General features: G+C 72.2%; 19 protein-coding genes. 12 read left to right on the top strand and 7 right to left on the bottom strand.

Translation table 11 applies throughout. The features are described 5' to 3' along the window. Both LN042_RS31515 and LN042_RS31510 read right to left on the bottom strand, forming a co-directional pair. Nucleotides 1-1,579: hypothetical protein (locus LN042_RS31515; RefSeq protein ID WP_230054845.1), on the bottom strand; the 1,579-nt coding region annotated here is incomplete at its 3' end. A gap of 65 nt (nucleotides 1,580-1,644) precedes the next feature. After that, nucleotides 1,645-2,439 (bottom strand): TetR/AcrR family transcriptional regulator, encoded by a 795-nt coding sequence (locus LN042_RS31510; RefSeq protein WP_230054844.1) that lies wholly within the window; start codon nucleotides 2,437-2,439, stop codon nucleotides 1,645-1,647. 145 nt (nucleotides 2,440-2,584) lie between these two features. Between LN042_RS31510 and LN042_RS31505 the strand changes: the two genes are divergently transcribed. Together LN042_RS31505 and LN042_RS31500 are read left to right on the top strand one after the other, a co-directional pair. Next, on the top strand, nucleotides 2,585-3,259 hold the full coding sequence (locus LN042_RS31505; RefSeq protein ID WP_230054849.1) for a molybdopterin-dependent oxidoreductase: 675 nt from the start codon (nucleotides 2,585-2,587) through the stop codon (nucleotides 3,257-3,259). Then, the gene (locus LN042_RS31500) at nucleotides 3,243-4,016 is read left to right on the top strand and encodes a cytochrome b/b6 domain-containing protein (protein WP_230054843.1); all 774 of its coding nucleotides are present in this window, start codon (nucleotides 3,243-3,245) and stop codon (nucleotides 4,014-4,016) included. The genes LN042_RS31505 and LN042_RS31500 overlap by 17 nt, the downstream gene beginning before the upstream one ends. Here LN042_RS31500 and LN042_RS31495 read toward each other — a convergent pair. Next, nucleotides 3,986-4,507, bottom strand: a complete 522-nt coding sequence (locus LN042_RS31495) for an NUDIX hydrolase (protein WP_230054842.1) — start codon at nucleotides 4,505-4,507, stop codon at nucleotides 3,986-3,988. The two genes, LN042_RS31500 and LN042_RS31495, sit on opposite strands and share 31 nt — an antisense overlap. A 41-nt stretch (nucleotides 4,508-4,548) precedes the next feature. On the opposite strand from LN042_RS31495, the gene LN042_RS31490 reads away from it, so the two are divergent. Next, nucleotides 4,549-5,766 (top strand): serine hydrolase domain-containing protein, encoded by a 1,218-nt coding sequence (locus tag LN042_RS31490; RefSeq protein ID WP_230054841.1) that lies wholly within the window; start codon nucleotides 4,549-4,551, stop codon nucleotides 5,764-5,766. 28 nt (nucleotides 5,767-5,794) lie between these two features. On the opposite strand, the gene LN042_RS31485 is transcribed toward LN042_RS31490, so the two are convergent. Then, entirely contained in the window at nucleotides 5,795-6,745 is a 951-nt protein-coding gene (locus tag LN042_RS31485; protein ID WP_230054840.1) for a terpene synthase family protein, read from the bottom strand. A 250-nt stretch (nucleotides 6,746-6,995) separates the two neighbouring features. Here LN042_RS31485 and LN042_RS31480 point away from each other — a divergent pair, with 250 nt between their 5' ends. The 6 genes from LN042_RS31480 (at nucleotide 6,996) to LN042_RS31455 (ending at nucleotide 14,961) form a co-directional block, all read left to right on the top strand. After that, nucleotides 6,996-9,938 (top strand): ATP-binding protein, encoded by a 2,943-nt coding sequence (locus LN042_RS31480; RefSeq protein ID WP_230054839.1) that lies wholly within the window; start codon nucleotides 6,996-6,998, stop codon nucleotides 9,936-9,938. Between the two features lie 36 nt (nucleotides 9,939-9,974). Continuing rightward, complete coding sequence (locus LN042_RS31475; protein WP_230054838.1) at nucleotides 9,975-11,039, top strand: aldose epimerase family protein; 1,065 nt, start codon at nucleotides 9,975-9,977, stop codon at nucleotides 11,037-11,039. Between the two features lie 277 nt (nucleotides 11,040-11,316). After that, nucleotides 11,317-13,602: a sensor histidine kinase gene (locus tag LN042_RS31470; protein WP_230054837.1), complete on the top strand. Its 2,286-nt coding sequence runs from the start codon at nucleotides 11,317-11,319 to the stop codon at nucleotides 13,600-13,602. Then, entirely contained in the window at nucleotides 13,599-14,006 is a 408-nt protein-coding gene (locus tag LN042_RS31465; protein WP_101379187.1) for a roadblock/LC7 domain-containing protein, read from the top strand. The genes LN042_RS31470 and LN042_RS31465 overlap by 4 nt, the downstream gene beginning before the upstream one ends. Next, nucleotides 14,003-14,398 carry a DUF742 domain-containing protein gene (locus tag LN042_RS31460; protein ID WP_141636874.1) on the top strand — a complete coding sequence of 132 codons (396 nt, stop codon included), beginning with the start codon at nucleotides 14,003-14,005 and terminating at the stop codon, nucleotides 14,396-14,398. Before LN042_RS31465 ends, LN042_RS31460 begins: the two co-directional genes overlap by 4 nt. After that, complete coding sequence (locus tag LN042_RS31455; protein ID WP_230054836.1) at nucleotides 14,398-14,961, top strand: GTP-binding protein; 564 nt, start codon at nucleotides 14,398-14,400, stop codon at nucleotides 14,959-14,961. Before LN042_RS31460 ends, LN042_RS31455 begins: the two co-directional genes overlap by 1 nt. A gap of 81 nt (nucleotides 14,962-15,042) precedes the next feature. On the opposite strand, the gene LN042_RS31450 is transcribed toward LN042_RS31455, so the two are convergent. From LN042_RS31450 to LN042_RS31440, 3 genes are all read right to left on the bottom strand, one after another. Further along, complete coding sequence (locus LN042_RS31450; protein ID WP_230054835.1) at nucleotides 15,043-15,819, bottom strand: G1 family glutamic endopeptidase; 777 nt, start codon at nucleotides 15,817-15,819, stop codon at nucleotides 15,043-15,045. Nucleotides 15,820-16,025: 206 nt separating this feature from the next. Next, complete coding sequence (gene fahA, locus LN042_RS31445; protein WP_230054834.1) at nucleotides 16,026-17,231, bottom strand: fumarylacetoacetase; 1,206 nt, start codon at nucleotides 17,229-17,231, stop codon at nucleotides 16,026-16,028. Then, nucleotides 17,228-18,457, bottom strand: coding sequence for a homogentisate 1,2-dioxygenase (locus LN042_RS31440; RefSeq protein ID WP_230054833.1), 1,230 nt, complete (start codon nucleotides 18,455-18,457; stop codon nucleotides 17,228-17,230). Before LN042_RS31440 ends, fahA begins: the two co-directional genes overlap by 4 nt. 356 nt (nucleotides 18,458-18,813) lie before the next feature. Here LN042_RS31440 and LN042_RS31435 point away from each other — a divergent pair, with 356 nt between their 5' ends. From LN042_RS31435 to LN042_RS31425, 3 genes are read left to right on the top strand one after another with little or no spacing between them, the layout of a single operon-like run. Then, nucleotides 18,814-20,109: an extracellular solute-binding protein gene (locus tag LN042_RS31435; protein ID WP_230054832.1), complete on the top strand. Its 1,296-nt coding sequence runs from the start codon at nucleotides 18,814-18,816 to the stop codon at nucleotides 20,107-20,109. A 14-nt stretch (nucleotides 20,110-20,123) separates the two neighbouring features. Then, nucleotides 20,124-21,161 carry a carbohydrate ABC transporter permease gene (locus LN042_RS31430; RefSeq protein WP_230054831.1) on the top strand — a complete coding sequence of 346 codons (1,038 nt, stop codon included), beginning with the start codon at nucleotides 20,124-20,126 and terminating at the stop codon, nucleotides 21,159-21,161. Beyond that, nucleotides 21,158-22,024, top strand: coding sequence for a sugar ABC transporter permease (locus LN042_RS31425; RefSeq protein WP_230054830.1), 867 nt, complete (start codon nucleotides 21,158-21,160; stop codon nucleotides 22,022-22,024). Before LN042_RS31430 ends, LN042_RS31425 begins: the two co-directional genes overlap by 4 nt. The last annotated feature ends 16 nt before the right edge of the window (nucleotides 22,025-22,040 follow it).

The following is a 22,040-nucleotide window of genomic DNA, read 5'->3' as shown; positions in this document are numbered from 1 at the left end:
CCGGGGCGGGAGGTGCGACGGTGGTGGGCGCGGTGGTGGTTTCGGTGCTCCTGGCGGGCGCCGTCGTGCCGTGCGTGACCGTGCCGAACGGGTCGGCGGGCTGGTTGGCCATCACCGTGCCGAACGGGTCGAGCGGCACCGGCTTGGGCCGGGGCTCCGGTTCGGCCACCGGCGCAGCGGCCGCGGTGTCAGCAGCAGCCACCGGCGCAGCGGCCGCGGTCTCGCCGGCGGTCACCGGTTCGGCAGTGGCCACGGGACCGTCGGGCGCCGTGGCGGGCGGCGTGCTCGGCGGCAGCGTCGGCATCGGCGGCACCACCGGAGCAGGGGGTGCGGCGGCCGCGGCCGGCGGGGCGGCGGGCGCAGGCGGCACGGCGGCGGGCGGGGCGCTGGGCGCTGCCGCCGTCAGCCCCGGCACCTCCGTCACCGCCAGCGGCGCGACCGTCGATCCCCCCGCGCCCAGCCGCGCGGCCGCCGCCGCCCGTCCGTCCACGCCGTCCCAGCCGAGCTCGATGCTCCGCAGCACCCGGGCGAAGAGGGCGGCATAGCGGTCCCAGTCCTCGCGGTGCGCCGTGCCCAGCTGGACGGTGAGCAGCGACGCCCCGTCCGGCAGCGGCATGAAGGCCTGCGCCACCGAGGCGACCAGCCACCGGCGGGCGCCGTCCGCGGTCAGCGCGGCCGGCACCGCGCCGGTCCGCCCCTGGACCAGCACCACCGCCGGCCCGGACGGCAGGATCACCGTCCACACCTCGGCGTGCGGTCGGGCGGTGGCGAGTTCGGCGGCCAGTTCGGCGATCGGCGTGACGTTCGGCTGCAGCGAGACCACCAGCGAGGCGCTGCTGGGCTGCCCGTCGACCTCCACGGCGGCGATCCCGGCGTACCGCACCCCGGCGGCGGCGCTGTCGTCGGCCAGCACGGCGTTGAGCACCGCCCAGTCGCGCCACGCCGACGGGCCGTCAGCGGGGAACAACTCCTCCGCCACCTCGGAGAGTTGCTCGGCCAGCGCGGCGTCGTCGCCGCGCACGCCCAGCGCGTGGAAGGCCGGTGGCAGCAGCAGCCGCACCTCGACGCCGGTGCCGGCGGCCAGTTCGGTGGGTGCCAAGGTGTGCCGGCCGGAGGCGAGTTCGGCCAGTGGCGCGGCGAACGGTGGCCGCAGCCGGGCGGCCGACGGCTCGGCGCTGACCGGCAGTTGGAACGCGCCGGCCGACGGCGGGCCCGTTTCCCCGCGCACCGGCCCGGCGCCGTAGCGGGCGAGCAGCAGGGCGACGGTGCCGCTCGCGGTCGCGGCGGCCGGTGCGGTGGCGCAGGAGACCACCGTGCCGACCCCGGGCACGGCCAGCCGGCCGGGCCCGCGCAGGGTGAGCCAGGTGTCGAAGAGTGCTCCGCGCGGGCTGCCGGCCTCCAGTGCGGCGGCCGGCTGGCGGACCGCGCCGGAGCCGAGCAGCGCGTCCGTGAAGGAGTCCAGGGTGGCCGCGATGAGCTCGGCGGGCGTGCCGGCGGCGATCGCCGCCGCTCCCGCTGCTCCCGCCCCCTGTGCGGTGTCCGCAGCCGCCGTCCCGCCTCCGTAGCCGTCCTGCGTCATGGCCCGCAGCCCCCGATCGTGCTCGCCGTAGTGCTCCCCGCTGTTGTATCAGACGGCTGCGGGGCTCATCCGGCCTCGCCGTCGGCACCGCCCGCGAGCATGCCCAGCGTCCCGGCCAGGCCCGGTACCGCGAGCAGGCCGGCCAGGTCGCGGACCAGGGCGGCGGTCGGGGTGCCCGGGCGCTCGGTGGCGAGGTAGTCGGCCACGGCGGGGGCCAGCGCCGGCTCGCGGGCGGCGGTCACCACCAGACCGACCACGAAGTCCTGCACCAGCCGCTCGCCGACCACCTCGCGCGGCTCGCGCTGGAGGTCGGCGAGCCAGTCCAGGGCGGTGATCTCGGCCCGGGCGATCCAGGCGCGCACGGTCAGCCGCAGCTGCGGGCTGGGGTCGGGCAGCGCCAGGTGCCGCAGGATCTGGTCGTGCGCGGCCTGGCGGACGTCGTCGATCACGGCGTTGGTGCCGGGACTGGCCGCCACCGAACCACCGCGCAGCAGTGCCGCGAAACCGGGCCCGTGCGAGGCGACGAAGTCCAGGTAACGCGCCATCACCCGGGCCAGCCGCTCGGACAGCGGACCGGCCTGCGGCTCCTCGAACCGGCCGGCCAGCTCCTGCCCGGCCAGGCGCAGCGACTCCTCGTAGATCGCCTGCTTGCCGGGGAAGTAGTGGTAGACCAGCGGCCGGGAGGCGCCCGCGGCGGCGGCGATGTCGTCGATCGACACCTCCTCCGGCGGCCGGGCGCTGAACAGCTCCAGGGCGACGGCGATCAGCTGCTCGCGCCGCTCGTCCACGCTGAGCCGGCGCCGCGGCTGCGGTTTCGGTGTCTGCGCGGCGGCCGCGGCGGCGGGCGTACGGGAAGCCATGCGTGCCAGCCTATCCGGCCTGTCAGAAGCTGACGAAAGTGTGACGTGGGCGCTCCGGCCCTGTTCGGGCACCGGCGCGGTGGCGAGAATCGGTGCCGTGAACGACAACCCTGACACCCGCGGTACGCCGGTGGGCCGCCGGGTGATGCTCGGCGTGATCGCGCTGGGTGCCGCCGGTGTGGCCGCCGGGCCGACGCTCTCCAAGTCGCTGGACTCGGTGCTCTCCGGCCTCTCCAAGCAGGACCCGACCGGCCTGACCGGCCTGCTGCCCGACGCGGGCGGCTTCCGCTACTACTCGGTGACCGGCCCGGTGAAGCCGGTGGCCGCGGCCGACTACCGGCTGACCGTCGACGGGCTGGTCGACCGGCCGGCCGGCTACGGCCTGGCCGACCTGCAGGCGCTGCCGCAGCACCGGATCGTGCACGACGTGCAGTGCGTGACGGGCTGGCGGGTGCCCGCGACGCCGTTCGAAGGCGTGCGGCTGGCCGATCTGCTGGACGCGGCCGGGGTGCGCCCGGGTGCCACCGCGGTGCACTTCAGCTGCTTCGACGGCAGCTACACGGAGAGCCTCACCCTGGACCAGGCCCGCCGGGACGACGTGCTGGTCGCCCTGAAGATGCAGGACCAGCCGGTCAGTCATGACCACGGCGGCCCGGTGCGGCTCTACGTGGCGCCGATGTACTTCTACAAGTCGGCGAAGTGGCTGAGCGGGATCACCGTCACGCCCACCGTGCAGCGGGGCTACTGGGAGCAGAACGGCTATGACGTCGACGCCTGGGTCGGCCGGTCGAACGGGCGGGACGATGCGCCCACCGGTTGACGGCACCCGCCTCGCCCGGTTCACCCGGGCCGAGCGCTGGGTGCACCGCTGCACCGCGGGGCTGGTACTGCTCTGCGTCGCCACCGCCGCCTGCCTCTACCTGCCGCAGCTGGCCGTCCTGGTGGGCCGCCGCCGGCTGGTGACGACCGTGCACGAGTGGGCCGGCCTGCTGCTGCCGGTGCCGCTGCTGCTGGGGCTGGGCTCCCGGGCACTCCGGCGCGACCTGGGCCGGCTCAACCGGTTCGCCCCGTACGACCGGGAGTGGCTGCGGGCGGTGCTCTGGCGCGGCTACCACCGGCCGGCCGGCAAGTTCAACGCCGGGCAGAAGCTCTACGCGGGTTGGATCGCCGGCGCGGTGGTGGTGATGCTCGGCAGCGGGCTGCTGATGTGGTTCACCGGCCTCGCACCGCTGGCTTGGCGCACCGGCGCGACCTTCGTGCACGACTGGCTGGCGCTGGCGGTCGGCGTGGTGGTGCTGGGACACCTCTGGATGGCGATGCGCGACCCGGAGGCCCGGCGCGGGATGCGCACCGGGAGCGTGGACCGGCGGTGGGCCGCCCGGGAGCACCCGCACTGGCAGCCGGCCGAGGGCGCGGAGCCGACCGGCGAGGAACCGGCCGATGACGTGGAGCCGACCGGCGAGCAGCCGACCGGGGACGCGGAGCCGACCGCAGCGGAGCCGACCGGCGGGCAGCCGGTCGAAGGGGACGGGCCGGCCGGTGACGGTCAGCCGAGCCGGTCGCGCAGTTCCAGGTAGCGGTGCCACGCCTCCAGCCCGTCCGGGACGAACCGCCACTCGCCCGCGGCCAGTCGCTCGGCGATCTCCTCCTCGGTCAGCCAGCCGTGCCAGTCGATCTCGCTCTGCTGCGGGGACACCGGACCGGTCCAGGTAGCGGTGTGGACATCGCAGAACCAGCCGAAGCCGTCCTCCTCGAAGAGGAACTTGAAGGCCGGCTCGACGGTGATCCCGGTCACGCCCAGCTCCTCCTCGGCCTCCCGGACGGCCGCGTCCCGGTAGCTCTCGCCGGCCCCGACCACCCCGCCCACGAAGACGTCGTAGGTGCCGGGCGCGTAGAGCTTCCACGGGGCGCGGCGGTGCGTGAACACCCGCCCCTCGGCGTCGCGGACCAGCACCGCCGCGCAGCGGTGGGTGAGCCGGCGCCGGTACACCTCGCCCCGGGTGACCGTGTCGATCACCCGGTCCTGCGCGTCGACGACGTCCACCAGTTCCTCAGTCGGGTCGCTCATGGCGTTCAGACTAGAGTGCGGTGGCGAACGGGAGCGGCTGGATGCGGAAGAGGCGGCACGCGGTGGTGGAGATCTGGGGCGAGACGGCCGAGGGTTACGAGACGGTCCGGGACGCGTTCGCCCGCAACTTCCGCGACCACGGCGAGCTGGGGGCCGCGTTCGCGCTCTACGTGCGCGGCCGCAAGGTGGTCGACCTGTGGGCCGGTGACGCCCGGCCCGAAGTCGGTGGCAGGCCCGCACCCGCGATCGGCTGGACCGCCGACACCGCGCAGGTGCTGCGCTCGGTGACCAAGGGCGTCACCGCCGGGGCGGCGCTGCTGCTGGCCCAGCGCGGCCTGCTCGACCTGGACGCCCCGGTGGCGAGCTACTGGCCGGAGTTCAAGGCGGCCGGCAAGGAACGGATACCGGTGCGCTGGCTGCTCTCGCACCGGGCCGGACTGCCCGCGCTGGACCGCCCGTTGCGCGTCGAGGACGTGCTCGCCTGGGAGCCGGCGGTGGCGGCGCTGGCCGCCCAGGAGCCGTTCTGGGAGCCGGGCACGGCGCACGGCTACCACCCGTACACGTACGGCTGGTTGATCGGCGAGGTGGTCCGCCGGGTGAGCGGGCGAACCGTCGGCCGGTACGTCGCCGAGGAGATCGCCAGGCCGCTCGGCCTGGACCTGTGGATCGGGCTGCCGGCCGGCGCGGGCGCCCGGGTCGGCCGGCTGGTCGACCTGCCGGCGCCGCGGCCCGCCGGCGGATCGGCGGGCCTGCGGCTGCGGCCCAAGCGCACGGTGGTCGACGCCTACCAGGATCCGAGCTCGCTGACCGCCCGCTCCTTCGCGGTGGTCGACCCGCGGCTGGACCTCAACGACCCGGCCGCGCAGGCCGCCGAGATCCCGGGCGCCAACGGCATCGGCACCGCCCGCTCGGTGGCCCGCTACTACGCGGCCCTGATCGGCGCGGGTGACGGCCGGGCAGCCACCGCGCTGTTCACGCCCGAGACCCTGGCCGAGGCGATGGGACCGGCGTCGGACGGCCCGGACCGGATTCTGATCGTCAACTCCCGGTTCGGCCACGGTTTCTTCCGGCACGGACCGACCTCCCCGATGACCTCGCCGGCGGCCTTCGGGCACCCGGGGCGCGGTGGCGCGCTGGGTTTCGCCGACCCCGAACTCGGGATCGGCTTCGGCTATGTGACGTGCGGGATGCAGCCCGGGGTCACCGGCGACATCCGCTCGCGCAACCTGATCACGGCGGTGCGGGCGTGCGTGGACTGAGCGGCTTCGGCTGCGGGGAACGACCGGTTCACTGCGCCAGGTAGCGGCCGGTCCTGCTCTCCCAGTCGAGGTAACCGCTCAACCACGCCGTCAGACCGTCGGCATAGCGCTCCGCGGCCCGCCGCTGCTCCGGGGCGAGCTCCAGGGCCCGGTAGGCGCGGGGAAGTTCGTCCACGAGCTGGGCGATGCGGTCGAGCATCAGCTGCGCCTCGGCGAGCACCACGGCGCCCGCCTCCTCCAGGGAGCAGCCGCGGTCCCGCCGCGTGATCATCACGAGGTTGTTGACGTCCCCCCGGGCCGCCTCCAGCGGATAGGAGCGGACGTCGTTGCTGAGCGAGGGGATGTCGGCCGCCAGTTGGCGCAGCTGTCTCAGCGGCGGGCTGTGGAACGCGGCGGGGCAGACCTCGAACCGGCCGAGCCGCTCCACCATGTCGAGCACCGACTCCATCGCCGCCGTGCCCCGGCGCAGGATCAAGTAGCTCTCCCGGTCCGGCGGTTCACCGGTGCGCCGACCGGCAGCCTCGGCGGGGTGGCTGGCGAAGTAGCTCTCCCAGCTGTACATCGCCCTGGCTCGCCAGCGCGGCGACATGCCCTGGCGGATCCGCTGCCAGAGGTCCTCGAAGGCGAGGGCGCAGGGCTGGTCAGCGGGCGCGGGAGTGCCGTGCAGCACCGCCGTCAGCCGGTCGCAGACCGCCGCGACCTCTGCGGGGCGTCGACCCAGCGGCCCGTCGAACTGGTCGTCGAAGAGGAAGTAGAAGCCCAGCAGGTCGGTGGCGAGGGCCAACTCCTCGGCGGCGCAGTCCGGGTAACTGAGGGAGGCCAGATCGGGCACGTCCCAGCGGGCGTAGGTCTCCGGGCTCATCCGGCTTCCGAGCATGCGGAATTCCGCGAGCCACCGCCGGTGACGGGCCTCGGCACTGGCGCGATGCGGGTTGCGGCGGTACGGATAGGGGACGTCGAGGGTCTTCGCATCGGACATCGGACTCCCGGGGAGTGAAGGCTGGGGTACGGCGGCCCGGCGGAGCGCCCGGCACGGCCTGCGGAGCCGCAGGCCCGACGCGGGCCTTCCGTAGCACCATCAGATGACACTGATGTCGCAGCAATTGCCCACAGCCTCGGCATTTGAATCATCATCAGATGCCGGACCTGCCCAAAAGGACCCCAACCGGCCCGGGCGACGATAACCTCGGGAACCAGATCACGCAGTGCGGCGGTGGAGGGGACCGAGGGTGACCGAACACGGGAGTGCAGGCGCGCGGCACGAGCCGCAGGCGCCGCAGTCCGGCATCTACGAGCGGGAGGGTGCGCTCCAGGGCGCACAGCAGGCCCTCGACCGGCTCCGGGTGGAGTACGCGGCCGGCGGTGTCGAGCTCGGTTCGCTGCTGCTCTACAGCGGCAAGGCCGGCATGGGCAAGACGACCATGCTGCAGCAGATCCGGGCGATGGCCGGTGCCCAGGGCATCACCGTGCTGAGCGGGCGGGCCGGTGAGCAGCGCATCAAGGAGCCGTTCCACCTGCTGCGCCAGCTCTTACTGGGCGAGCTGAGCAAGCTGTCCGCCGAGCAACTCGACGAAGTGCTCGGCGAGTGGCGCGCGGTGGCCGGACCCGCGCTGGGGCTGGTGCCGCCCAGCGGCGAGGACCTCGATCCGCTGAGCGTGCAGCAGGGCCTGGACGTGGTGATGACCCAACTGGCCCGGGTCCGCGCTCCGCTGGTGATGCTGGTGGACGACCTGCAGTGGGCCGACCAGGAGTCGCTGGTCTGGCTGGAGTCGCTGGCGGTGCGCTGCCCCGAACTGCCGCTGCTGCTGGCGATCGCCTGGCGCACCGGCGAACTGCCCGACCGGGTGCAGAGGTTCAGGTCCCTGGTGGCCGGCGGATCGCCCCGACACCTGGAGTTCCAAGGGCTCACTCCGCCGGCCGTCGGCAAGCTGGTCCGGGAGGTCCTGAAGGACGCCGAGGACTCCTTCAACCGCCAGGTCTGGGCGGTCACCGACGGCAATCCGTTCCTGGTCAACGCCCTGCTGGCGAAGGTGCGCGAGAGCGGCATCGCGCCGGTGCAGGAGAACATGCCGCTGCTCCACGACCTGGCCGCCGAGGCCCAGGGCATGGACGGTGACTACTGGATGGGCAAACTGACCATCGACGCCCTCAAGTTCGCCCAGGCCGCGGCGATGCTGGACACCGAGATCCTGCCCCGGGTGGCGACCAGGATCGCCGCGCTGAGCCCGGCCACGGCGGCCACCGCGATCGCCGAGCTGCGCCGCCACCAGGTGCTCACCGGTCCGGCCGACGGTCCGCTGGAGTTCGTCCACCCGCTGCTGGCCACCTCGCTCTACCAGTCGATCCGCCCGGCCATCCGCACCGCGATGCACGGCAAGGCCGCGGTGGAACTGGAGAACGCCGGCCGCCCGCTGGTCGAGTCCTCCCGCCATCTGCTGGAGACCTATCCGGACGACGACCGCGAGGTCGTGGCCAAGCTGCGCCGGGCGGCCCGCGAGCACCTGGCGGTCGGCGCCCCGGACGCGGCGGTGCGCTGCCTGGAGCGCGCCCTGGCCGAACCGCCGGAGGACGAGATCCGGGCCCGGGTGATCTACGAGCTGGCCTGCGCCACCCTGCTCACCGACCCGGTCGCCACCGCCAACCAGTTGAAGCTGGCCCTGGACACCGTTCCGGGCCTGCCCACCGACCTGCGGGTGGACGCCGTCTTCCGGCTCTCCGAGGTGCTGGCCCACAGCGGCCGGCTCGGCGAGGCCACCGAGCTGACGCTGGCCGAGGCGCAGCGCACCGCTGCGGGCCCGGGCCGGACCAGGCTGGCGGTCGCGCACTTCATGTGGGCCGCATTCCAGCGCGACGAGGCCGACGGCCCGGGCCGCTCCTCCCGGCTGGCCGAACTCGCCTCCGGGATGCCCGGTGACGACGTCAACGCCCGCGCCGCGCGGGCCCTGCGCGCCTGGGACCTGACCCTGAGGGGCAGCAGCGTCACCCGGGTGCAGGCACTGCTCGACTCGGCGCTGGACGGCGGCCGACTGCCCGACGAGCTGGGTTGGACCACCAATCCGTGGGGCCTGGAACTGCCGGGCATCATCGCGCTCACCCACATCTACACCGACCGGCTGGACCGCGCCGAGCAGCTGATCGACGACGCCATCTGGGCCTTCGGCGTGGCCGGTTGGGAGGGCGGGCACACCGGATTCGGCTACTTCCTGATGGGACTGGCCAAGTTCCGCCGCGGCGCGCTCGCCGAGGCCGAAGTGGACCTGCGCAACGCGCTGCGGATCGCCCGGCGGCTCGGTGCCGGGCTGCCGTTGCAGTGGGACGCGGTCGGCGTGCTGGCCGACACCCTGCTGGCCCGCGGCCGGGTCGAGGAGGCATGGAAGCTGGCCAGCGACCACTCGTTCGCCCCGCCCTACCACCCCGATGCGATCGTGCTGCCGGACGCGGCCACGCTGTACGGCAAGCTGCTGCTGGCCCAGGGGGACCGGCAGGGGGCGATCGGCGTGCTGCGCGGAGTGGGGGAGCAGCTCGCCGCACGCGGCTGGTGCAACACCATCTGGGCGCCGTGGGCCGGCCACCTGGCCCTGGCGGTTCACCCGGAGCGGCCCGGGGAGGCCAGGGAGCTGGCCGAGTGGCACGTCCAGCGGGCCCGGGCCTTCGGCGTCGCCTCGGCGGTCGGCAGCGCGCTGCGGATGAACGCCGCCGTGGTCGAGGGCCAGCGGGCGGTGGAGCTGCTGGCCGAGGCGGTCTCGGTGCTCGGCAGCTCCCCGGCCGCCTATGAGCACGCTTGCGCGCTGGTCGAGTTCGGGGCCGCGCTGCGCCGGGCCGGCCGGCTGTCGGAGGCCACCGAGCAGCTGCACCAGGGCATGGAGCTGGCGGTGGTGTGCAACGCCGACGGGCTGGTCAACCGGGCCCGGCGCGAGCTGAACGCCGCCGGTCTGCGCCCCAACCTGCCCCGCAGCACCGGGCGGGACGCGCTCAGCCGGGCGGAGTGGCGGGTCGCCGAGCTGATCGTGGAGGGGTTGACGCCCGCGCAGATCGCCGAACGGCTCGAAGTGCCGGTGAGCCTGATCAACCGTCGGATCGCGGCCGTGCACCGCAAGACCGGCAGTGACGTCGAGGGGCTGGCGGCAGCCCTGGGGCTGCCCGTCGAGCGTCCGGACTCCGCCCTAGGCTGAGCGCCAACCATTCAGGCAACCCAGGAGGAGCAAGCCATGTCGGTACGGGTCAGCCAGGCCGCGCTGGACCACGGCGGGGCCGGGGCGGCGATCGAGCGCTGGACGCTGAGCAGCGGTCAGATCGAGGTGTCGGTGCTGTCGTTGGGTGCCACCCTGCACACCGTCCGGGTACCGGACCGCACCGGTGCGGTCGCCCAGGTGCTGCTGTGCAGTGAGCGACTGCACGACATCCTGGGCCCGGCCCGGCACTACGGCGCCACCGTCGGCCGCTACGCCAACCGGATCGCCGACAGCCGGATCACCGTGGACGGCGAGGAGCACAAGCTGCTGCCCACCGGCCACGGGGTCACCCTGCACGGCGGCCCGGAGGGTTTCGCGGACCGGGTGTGGACCGGCGAGCCGGTCACGGACGGCGACCGGGCCGGGGTGCGGCTGCACCTGCACAGCCCGGACGGCGACCAGGGGTTCCCCGGCGCGCTGGACGTCTGGGTCAGCTACCTGCTCGATCCCAGTGGTGAACTCGCCATCGAGTACCGCGCGGTGACGACGAGTCCGACAGTGATCAATCTCACCAATCATGCCTATGTCAACCTCGCCGGCGAGGGGCAGGGCGACGTCCTGGACCACCTGCTGACCCTGGAAGCGGACCACTTCACGCCGACCGACGAGCGGCAGGTGCCCACCGGTGAGTACCGGCCGGTGGCCGACACACCGTTCGACTTCCGCACCGCCCGGGCGATCGGCGAGCAGCTCCACGAGGAGCATCCGCAGCTGGCGCTGGCGGGTGGCTACGACCACAACTGGGTGCTTCGTTCGCCGTCGAAGGACGGCCGTCCGGTAAGGGCGGCACTGCTCGAAGACCCGCTGTCCGGGCGGCGGTTGGAGGTGCTCACCACCGAGCCGGGGATCCAGGTCTACACGGCCAACAGCTTCGCCGGCGCGGTGACCGGTCCGAGCGGTACGGCCTACGGCCCGTACGCCGGCGTCGCCCTGGAGACCCAGCACCACCCCGACTCGCCGCACCACCCCGACTTCCCGAGCACCGAGCTCCGACCGGGGGAGGAGTTCCGCTCGGTCACCCTGCTCAGGTTCACCTGCTGACCGGGGGCCGTTTGTTGTTGAGACCGGCGGTATGACTAGTATCACTCCGTCAAAGCTCTTATCACAGACGGCGTGTCGCACTATCGACGAGCCGTTCAGTCTCTAGGAGAACGCCCTGCGCGCGCGTAGAGCCTCCCGTGCCCGACGCCCTCGGCTGAGCCTGCGCACAGCCCTGCTCGTCCTGGCCATCATCCCCAGTCTGGCGGTTGCCGCACTCTGGGCGGTGACATCCCTTCAGACGCTGGCTGACTACCAACGTCAGGCAGCGGAAGAGGGGTTGGCGAGCAGAACCAGCCAGCCCGCCACCCAGGTGCTGTTCAACCTGCAGGCGGAGCGCCGACTCACCGCCGACCAACTGGCAAAACCCGGCAGCTCGTCCGACGCGCTGGCCGCCCAGCGGCGGCTGACCGACGACGCGATCCGGGAGTTCCAGACCAAAACCGCGTCGGCCAGTATGGACAACGTTCCGGCTGAGTTGCGCACCGCGCTGCAGACCGCCCGCTCGTCGCTGAACGACCTCGCGCAGCACCGGTCGGCGGTCGACGCGGGCAACGCCGACCCGGCGGCCGAGTACAGCTACTACACCGCCGCGACCACCGCCGACCTGCAACTGTTCACCGCTTTCAGCCACTTGGACGACGGCGACGTCTCCTACCAGACCCGAGTGCTGGTGAGCTACTTCTGGGCCGTCGAGATGGTCTCCCGCGAGGATGCCCAGCTGGCCCGCGGCTGGCCCACCGGTCAGCTCCCCCAGGACACCTACTCGTCCATCCTGCTGCAGATCGGCGCCCAGGCCTTCGTCTTCCAGCAGGAGATCTCCCCCCGACTGCCCGCCAAGGAGGCCGCGGCCGCCCAGAAGCTGATCGTCAGCCCCGGCTGGCAGAGCAAGACGGCCATCGAGCAGAGCCTGCAGCGCCCGGCCACCGCTGACCGCAGCGGCATGGTGAGCCTGCCGGCGCAGGCCGCCCAGTGGCGCGCCGCGATGGACTCGGTGGTGCCGCAGTCCTACGCCCTGGCGAACACCCGGAGCGCCGCGGTGCGCGCGCTCGGGCAGCAGGACGTCGACGACCTGCTCACCAAGGTGACCACCACCAGCCTCATCGGCCTGGTCGCCGTGGTCATCGTGGTCGTCACCAGCTGGCGGCTGACCCGTTCGCTGCGCCGCCGGATCGTCGACCTCCAGGACCAGGCGGGCGAGCTGGAGCGCACCCTGCCGGAGATGGTCGAGCGGCTCGCCCGCGGCGAGCAGGTCGACCTGGAGGCGACCGCCCGGCAGATCGGCGGCGAGCCCCGCAAGGCCGGCGGCGACGAGCTCGACCGGCTGGGCCAGGCCCTGACCCTGGCCAGCAACAGCGCGGTCGGCGCCGCCGTCCGGCAGGCCGACCAGCATCGCGGCTTCGAGAAGCTGCTGCAGCGCATCGCGCGCCGCACCCAGCTGCTGATCGGCCTCCAGCTGAAGACGCTCAACGAGATGGAGCGCCGCCACGAGGACCCGGAGGTGCTCGAAGGCCTCTTCGACCTCGATCACCTGACGGCCCGTCTGCGCCGCTACGAGGAGAACTTGGTGATCCTCGGTGGCGGGCAGCCGCAGCGCCGCTGGCGCAAGCCGGTTCCGCTGCTGGACGTGCTGCGCTCCGCCCAGGGCGAGGTGCAGGACTACCGCCGGATCATGATCGACGTCGAGGGCAACCCGTGGCTGTCGGAGCGCGCGGTCGGCCCGGTGGTCCACGTGCTCGCCGAGCTGATGGAGAACGCCGCCACCTTCTCCAAGCCGCCGTCCCCGGTCGAGGTGCGGGCCGCCCTGGTCGGCCGCGGCCTGGCGGTCGAGGTCGAGGACCGCGGCCTGGGCATGGAGGCCGCGCAGTACGACGCGGCCAACGCGCTGATGCGCAACGCCCCGCGGATGGACGTGCTGGCCCAGGCCGACGACGTGCGGCTCGGCCTCTACGTGGTCGCCCGGCTCGCCGCCACCGCAGGCCTGCAGGTGGAGTTCCGCGCCTCGGCCTTCGGCGGCACCCGCGCCGTGGTGCTGATCCCGGGCGAGCTGGTCGCCCAGAACCCCAACGCGCCCTACGGCTACCCGACCGCCGTGCCCGACCTGCCCCCGGAGCCGCTGCCCGTGCGCCCTCCCGGTGGCGAGTACACCGAAGAGGTCTACAACGAGTTCGAGGCCGACTTCAGCTCGACCGGCTACCAGTCACCCGACGAGCAGCCGGTCGACCACTGGAACCACGAGCCCTTGGAGCCCGTCCCCGCACCCCGCCCCACCTGGGGCCACACCGATCCCGACCACGAGCGGACCGCGCCCGCCGAGCCCCCGCTGCCCCAGCGGTCCCGCGGGGCGAGCCTGGCAGCCGAACTGCGCACCGTGCCGACGAACGCCTCCCCCGAGGAGGCGGCGCCGACCCGGACCCGGTCGGGTGCCACCATCGGAGCGTTCCAGCGCCGCTCGCGCGCGGCCCGCTTCGGTGAACCGACCGGCGAAGTCACCCCGTTCCCCAACCAGACGGCCCCGCACCACTTCTCGACGCAGGCCGACCCGACGACCGAGGACCAGTCATGACGCGCACCACCGCCACCCATCAAGACCTGGACTGGCTGCTGGACGGGCTTGTCGACTCGGTGATCGGAACCAGACACGCGGTGCTGCTGTCCGACGACGGCCTGGTGGTCAGCAAGTCCCGCGGCATCGACCGGGCCGACGCCGAGCGGCTGGCCGCGGTGGCCACCGGGCAGCAGAGCCTGGCCCGCGGTGTCGGCACGCTGTTCGGCGGCGGTTCCGTGCACCAGGTGATCGTGGAACTCGCCGAGCTGTGGTTGTTCATCACCGCGGCCGGCCAGGGCACCCACCTCGCGGTGATCGCCTCCCAGGAGGTGGACGCCGAGATGATGTCGCTGGCCATGCACACGCTGGTCCAGCAGGTGGGCCAGAAACTCGGGACGCAGTTGCGAGGGGCAGTCGGATGAACGCGCACTGGAGCGAGGACGACTTCGAGTACGGTGACGACGGCGCGGACTCGATGGTCCGCCCGTACACCATCACCCGGGGTCGCACCATGCCAGAGCGCGACGACCTCACCCTGATCACCGTGCTCAGCACGGTGGCGTCCGCCATCGTGCCGGGCCGGCGGTTGCAGCCGGAGCACCGGCTGATCCTCGACCGCTGCCGCTACCCCGCGGCGGTGGCCGAGGTGGCGGCCGACCTCAACCTGCCGGTCTCGGTCACCAAGATCCTCTTAGGTGACCTGATCGCCCAGGGCCTGCTGACGGCACGTCCCCCGTTGGCGGTCGCCAAGGTCAGCGGCGGCGTGGACCTCGCCCTGCTGACCGCCGTACGTGACGGACTGCGGAGACTGTGATGACGAACGATCAGGCGGCCCCGGCCGCCGTCAAGATCCTGATCGCGGGCGGCTTCGGGGTGGGCAAGACCACCCTGGTCGGCTCGGTCAGCGAGGTGACCCCGCTGCGCACCGAGGAGTACCTCACCAAGGCCAGCGTCGGGGTCGACTCGCTGGACGGGGTGGGCGGCAAGGACACCACCACCGTGGCGCTGGACTTCGGCCGGATCACGATCAGCCCCGAACTGGTGGTCTACCTCTTCGGCACCCCGGGCCAGGAGCGCTTCTGGTTCATGTGGAACGACCTCGTCCAGGGTGTGCTGGGCGGTGTGGTGATCGCCGACACCCGTCGACTGGAGAGCAGCTTCGCCTCCATCGACTTCTACGAGAGCCGCGAGATCCCGTTCGTGGTGGCGATCAACTGCTTCGACGGGGTCAACACCCGTTCGGAGATCGAGATCCGCACCGCGCTGGACCTGGACCCGCACGTGCCCGTGCTGGTCGGCGACGTGCGCACCCGCACGTTCGCGCGTGATGTGCTGCTCGCCCTGGTCGACCACCTGATGGCGCCGGCGCTGGTCTGAGCCGCGCCGCGCCGAGACCGCTGCCCCGGCACCCCGAGAGGGTGCCGGGGCAGCGGTCTCGGCGGCCGGGCTGACGGCCGGTCAGTGGCGCTGCCAGGCCACCGAGAAGTCGTTCCCGGAGTTCAGCGGCGAGGTGGCGGCCTTGGTCGGGCCGGCTTGGCCGGCTTGGGCCGCCTGGCCGGCCATGGAGATCCGGGTGGGGGAGAAGCTGCCGATGGCCTGGCCGTTGGCCGTGGCGTGGTCGAACTGGACGGTGCCGAAATCGGTCAGGGGCAGCACACCGGTCTGCGTGGAGGGCGCCTCGGCAATCACCTCGGCGGAGGCCAGCCGCGCGCTGCGCAGCGTCTTGTGCAGGGTGTGGCTCCAGTTCTGGGTGTGGTCGGTGATGACCAGGGTGAACTGGCCCCGGCTGCCGGCCGTCACCGAGGCCGAGATGTGGTCGCCGGGCGCCACCGGGCCGCTGAAGTTGACCGGGAGGGCCGGGTACATCTCGTACCAGGCGGCGTAGCGGGGGGAGCCGCCCGAGCAGTCCGCCTCGGTGCCGATCTGCTCCACCGTGTTGCTGCCGTCGCCGTCCAGGCCGGTCCAGAAGCTGGACCAGCTGTCGCTGACGTCGCACTTCGCCGTGGGCTGCACCCAGTCGGCCCGGACGCTGGTGAACCGGTGGCCGGTGGCCGCGTATCCGGCCCAGTTGGCGCTGGTGGTGTTCAGCGGGTCGCCGTACGGGCCGGTGGGGCCGGAGTCGGCCGTGATCATCGGCGCGTCGAGTGCGGGTGACTGTGCGAGGGCCGGGGCGGTGGAGCCGAGCAGGGCGGTCAGAGCGGCGGCGAACACCTGGGTGCGGCGGATGGCGGGCATGTCCCAGCTCCAGAGGGTTGATTGACGATGCCCGGACAACGGTAGGTCAGCACACCGGTGCCACCGATCTGACGGATATGCACATCCGCCGGAATTCACCCGGTTGGCGGTGCCGACTGACGCGCCGTCGGCCCGCCCGCCGGGTCGGCGGTGCGGGTCGACGGCGCTCGGGGCAGCGGCGCACGGTGCCGGGACGGTGCCCGAGGTCAGCCGCGCACGGTGCCGGTGACCTCGCCGAAGCCGATCCGGACGCCGTCCGCGCCCGGGGCGGTCGCACTGATGGTGACCGTGTCGCCGTCCTGGAGGAAGGTCCGGGTGGAGCCGTCCGCGAGGGTGAGCGGGTCGCGGCCGTTCCAGGTCAGCTCGATCAGCGAGCCGCGCTGGTCGGCGGCGGGGCCGGAGATGGTGCCGGAGCCGTAGAGGTCGCCGGTGCGCAGCGAGGCGCCGTTCACCGTGGTGTGCGCCAGCATCTGGGCCGGCGACCAGTACATCCCGGCGTACGGCGGCCGGGAGACCGTGCTGCCGTTCAGCTCCACCACCAGGTCGATGTCCAGCCCCCAGGGCTCCTTCTCCACCAGGTAGGGCAGCGGCTGCGGATCCTGCGCCGGGGTGGCGGTCCGGGCCGCCTGCAGGGCGGCCAGCGGCACCACCCAGGGCGAGATCGAGGTGGCGAAGGACTTGCCCAGGAACGGGCCGAGCGGCACGTACTCCCAGGACTGGATGTCGCGCGCGCTCCAGTCGTTGAGCAGCACCGCGCCGAACACGTGGTCGGCGAAGTCCGCCACGCCGACCGGCTCGCCGAGCGCCGAGCCGGCGCCGACCACGAAGCCGAGCTCGGCCTCGATGTCCAGCCGCGCCGTGGGGCCGAAGACCGGCGCCGGGTCCTGCGGGCCCTTGCGCTGGCCGTTCGGGCGGCGGATCTCGGTGCCGGACACCACCACGGTGCCCGCCCGGCCGTGGTAGCCGACCGGCAGGTGCTTCCAGTTGGGCAGCAGGGCCGCGGCGTCCGGGCGGAACATCCGGCCCAGGTTGGTGGCGTGTTCCTCGGAGGCGTAGAAGTCGACGTAGTCGGCGACCTCGACCGGCAGGTGCAGTCGCACCTCGTCGATCCGGTGGAGGTTGGCCTCGACCAGCCGCCGCTCCTCCTCGCCGGTGAGCAGACCGGTGACGCGCTCGCGCACGTAGGCCCACTCGCGCGCCCCGCGGCGCATGAACCGGTTGAGCGAACCGGTGGCCAGGTCGGCGCCCAGCGGGGTGCCGGCCCAGATCGCGGCGAGGTCGAGCACGTGCTCGCCGATCGCCACCCCGACCCTGGGGGTCTCGGCTCCCGGCGGGGTGAAGACGCCGTACGGCAGGTTCTGCACCGGGAAGGGGGAACCCTCGGGGACCGGGATCCAGCTCTGCTCGCTCACTTGCCCACACCGTCCTGCGGGCCGCGCCCGCTCCAGCTCCACGCGTACACACCGTCGTCGCTCGCCCGACCGCCCTCGGCGACCTCCAGCGGGCGGAAGGTGTCCACCATCACCGCCAGCTCGTCGAAGAACTCCGCGCCGATCGACCGCTCGTAGGCACCCGGCTGCGGGCCGTGGGTGTGGCCGCCCGGGTGCAGCGAGACCGAGCCCTGGCCGATGCCCGAGCCCTTGCGCGCCTCGTAGTCCCCGCCGCAGTAGAACATCACCTCGTCGCTGTCGACGTTGGAGTGGTAGTACGGCACCGGGATCGACAGCGGGTGGTAGTCCACCTTGCGCGGCACGAAGTTGCAGATCACGAAGTTGTTGCCCTCGAAGACCTGGTGGGCCGGCGGCGGCTGGTGGATCCGGCCGGTGATCGGCTCGAAGTCGGCGATGTTGAAGGCGTACGGGTAGAGGCAGCCGTCCCAGCCGACCACGTCGAACGGGTGGCTGGGCATGGTGAAGACGGTGCCCGCGATGCCTCCCGGGCCGTTGCCGCGGTGCTTCACGTAGACGTCGGTGTCTGCGGCGGCGGCCTCTTCGGGGACCAGCAGCGGCTCGGCGGGCCCGCGCAGGTCGCGCTCGCAGTACGGCGCGTGCTCCAGCAGCTGGCCGTACTTGGACAGGTAGCGCCGGGCCGGGGTGATGTGGCTGTTGGCCTCGATCGCGTACAGCCGCAGCGGCTGGTCGCCGCCCGGCAGCCAGCGGTGCGTGGTGGCCCGGGGGATGACCACGTAGTCGCCCTGGCCCACGGTGAGGCTGCCGAAGACGGTCTCCACCACGGCTGCGCCGGACTCCACGTAGACGCACTCGTCGCCTATGGCGTTGCGGTAGAGCGGGGACTCCTGCCCGCAGGCGACGTAGGCGATCCGGACGTCGGCGTTGGCCAGCACCACCCGGCGGCCGCGCACCGCGTCGGTCTGCCGCCACTGCTCACCGGGGAACAGGTCGTGCAGCTTGAAGTGGTACGGCTTCAGCGGGTGGTTGGCCTCCGCCTTGGCCTCCGGCAGTTCCCACAGCCGGCTGTCCACCAGGGCGGACGGGATGGCGCGGTGGTAGAGCAGTGAGGAGTCGGAGAAGAAGCCCTCCTCGCCCATCAGCTCCTCGTAGTAGAGGCCGCCGGCCTCGTTGCGATGCTGGGTGTGCCTCTTCGGCGGCACCGTGCCGACGGTGCGGTAGTACGCCATGCTGCGCCTCCTGAGCGACTGACGCCCTGGACTGCGCCGGCCAGGGCGGGCCCGCGCGTGGGGTGGCGTGGACCACTGCCATCCCATGGCCAGCGCCCCGGCGGTGTCAAGGACCCCTGACCAGGCATCTGCCCTCGTCAAGACGCGTGACGGCAACCCTTGGGACACGCGGATGTAACGATCCCCTGCTTCTTGCAGAAAATTGCTGCAAGAGCTTTCAGTTCGTCTTGCGTCGCTGTTACGTTCCTGCCCAAGCCCGATGGCGGCACCTGTGCGGTCGGCGTCGCGGGGGCCAGTATCGTCCCCCTCTTCCCACCTCGGGCACCCACCCCCCACCGTTTCACCTAGGAGCTCTCATGCGGCGTGGCATCGCGGCCTCCGCTCTCGTTGCGGCCCTGGCCGTCACCCTCGCAGCCTGCGGCAGCAGCGGTTCGAGCGGCGGCTCGGCGCCGGCCGCGGGCGCGTCGGTCGACCCGGGCAAGGTGAGCGGCAGCGTCACCTACTGGGACACCTCCGACGCCAAGGCCGAGGCGCCGACCTACCAGGCCGTGATCGCGGACTTCGAGAAGAAGTACCCGAACATCAAGGTCAACTACGTCAACGTGCCGTTCGGTGACGCCCAGAACAAGGTGAAGAACGCCTTCTCCACCGGCACCGACGCCCCGGACGTGATCCGCTCCGAGGTGGCGTGGACCCCCGAGCTGGCGGCCGACCACTACCTGCTGCCGCTGGACGGCACCTCGGCCCTGGTCAACCCCGACGACTACCTGCCCAACCCGGTCGCCGCCACCAAGTACGACGGCAAGACCTACGCCGTGCCGCAGGTCACCGACACCATGGCGCTCTTCTACAACAAGAAGATGTTCGCCGACGCGGGCATCACCAATCCGCCCAAGAGCGTCGACGAGCTGAAGGCCGACAGCCTGGCCATCAAGCAGAAGCTCGGCAAGACCGGCTTCTACCTGCGCGGTGACGACGCCTACTGGAGCCTCTCCTTCCTCTACGGCGAGGGCGGCGACCTGGTGGACGCCAACTCCAAGACCGTCACCATCGACAACCCGGCCGGCGTCAAGGCCTTCAGCCTGATGAAGGACCTGGTCGACTCCGGCGCCGCCAAGACCTCGGTCACCGACGGCTGGACCAACATGATGTCGGACTTCCAGTCCGGCAACGTCGCGATGATGATCAACGGCCCCTGGTCGCTGGCCACCATCAACAGCGGCGGCGGCGCCTTCACGGACAAGTCCAACCTCGGCATCGCCGTGGTCCCGGCCGGCAGCGCCGCGCAGGCGGCTCCGCAGGGCGGCCAGTCCTACGCGATCTACGCGGGCAGCAAGAACACCGCCGCCTCCGAGGTGTTCGTCCAGTACATGTCCTCGCCCGAGGCGCAGACCAAGATCTTCCAGGGCACCGGCGCGCTGCCGACCCGCAAGTCGGTCTGGGCCCAGCCGGAGGTCGCCGACACCGACGAGGCGAAGTTCTTCAAGGACGCCATCGACAAGGCCCACCAGCGCCCGTGGATCCCCGAGGGCGGCACCCTGTTCGCCCCGCTGGTGACCGAGTACACCGCGATGCTGTCCGGCAAGGAGAGCCCGCAGACCGCCGTCAAGAACGCGGGCGACGCCTACCGCAAGAACCTCGGCTGGAAGTAAGGACGACTCAGGGCATGGCTGCCGTGGACACCACCACAGGCCGGCCCGGTGCGCCGGCCGCGAGCGGGGACGCCCCCGCCCGCGGCCCGCGGCGCGCCGCCGGTCCCCCCTCCCTCCGGGCCGGGCGACTGCGCCTGGCACTGAGCAAGCACTGGTACGCCTGGACGCTGGTGGCCCCGGTCGTCATCGTCATCGCGGTGCTGGTCGGCTATCCGCTGGTGGAGGGGATCTACCTCTCCACCACCAACGCCAACGACCAGAACACCGAGAAGCAGATCGGGCAGTTCCTGCACATCCCGGCGACCTACAAGAGCGTCGGGCTCGGCAACTACACCGACATCCTGTTCGGCGCGAACAGCACCTTCTGGGCGCGGCTCGGCTTCACCGTCAGCTGGACGGTCGCCTGCGTGGGCGTCTCGTTCCTGATCGGCCTGGCGCTGGCGATCATGCTGAACCGCCGGGTCCGGTTCCGGGCCTTCTACCGCACGCTGCTCATCCTGCCCTGGGCGGTGCCGGCCTTCGTGTCCACGTTCAGCTGGCGGTTCATCATGAACCACGACCGCGGCTTCCTGAACCACGCCCTGCAGGCGCTGGGGCTGCCGGCGGTCGACTGGCTCAACGACCCGACCATGGCTCAGGTCTCGGTCATCATCGTCAACATCTGGCTGAGCTTCCCGTTCGTCATGGTCGCCGTGCTCGGCGGTCTGCAGTCGATCCCCGCCGAGCTCTACGAGGCGGCCGAGATGGACGGCGCCACCGCATGGCAGAAGTTCTGGTACATCACGCTGCCGGCCCTGCGTCCCGTCAGCAGTACCGTGATCCTGCTCAGCACGATCTGGACCTTCAACATGTTCCCGGTGATCTTCCTGCTCACCAACGGCGGGCCGGGCGACAGCACCCAGCTGCTGGTCACCTACGCCTACAACGAGGCCTTCACCGGCATGCGGCAGTTCGGTGAGTCCTCCGCCTGGGGCGTGATCATCCTGTTGATCCTCGTGGTGTTCGCCGTGTTCTACCGGCGCTCGCTGCGCAAGCAAGGCGAGGTGTGGTGACCGTGGCCCAGAACGACACGGCCCGGAAGGACGCGGTCCAGGGCAGGAAGCGCTCCCCGGGAGCCTCGGTCGCGCTGCACGCCGGCCTGATCGCGGCCTCGGTGGTCTCGGCCTTCCCGGTGCTGTGGATCTTCCTCACCTCGCTCAAGCCGGCCGGGCACGAGACCAGTTCGAAGTTCGTCGACCACCCCACCTTCGCGGCCTACGGCGACCTGCTCAGCCACACCGAGTTCCTCACCTGGTTCGGCAACTCGGTGCTGATCGCCGGCTGCACCACGCTGGTCGGCTGCTTCCTCGCCGCCACCACCGGCTACGCGGTCAGCCGGTTCCGGTTCCCCGGCATGCGGCCGGTGATGTGGACCCTGCTGATCACCCAGATGTTCCCGGTGGCGATCCTGATCGTGCCGCTCTACCAGCTGCTGGCCAAGCTGCAGTTGCTCAACCAGCCGATCGGCCTGATCCTCACCTACCTGACGATCGCGGTGCCGTTCAGCGCCTGGACCATGAAGGGCTACTTCGACACGATCCCCACCGAGATCGACGAAGCCGGCCGGATCGACGGCCTCAACCCCTTCGGCACCTTCTGGCGGCTGATCCTGCCGCTGGCCCGACCGGGCCTGGCGGTCACCGCGTTCTACAACTTCATCACCGCCTGGGGCGAAGTGGCCTACGCCACCCAGTTCATGACCGGAACGGACAAGATGACCCTCTCGGCCGGCATGCAGACCTTCGTCAACCAGTACAGCGAGAACTGGTCGATGATGTCCACGGCTTCGGTCCTGATCGCGATCCCCGCGGCCATCGTCTTCCTCCTGGTCCAGCGCCACCTGGTGGCCGGTCAGACCGCCGGCTCCGTCAAGTAGCCACCGCCCAGCACCT

This window comes from Kitasatospora humi, from assembly GCF_020907985.1.
GTDB lineage: Bacteria > Actinomycetota > Actinomycetes > Streptomycetales > Streptomycetaceae > Kitasatospora > Kitasatospora humi.
This window is presented reverse-complemented; position numbering and strand designations above follow the sequence as displayed.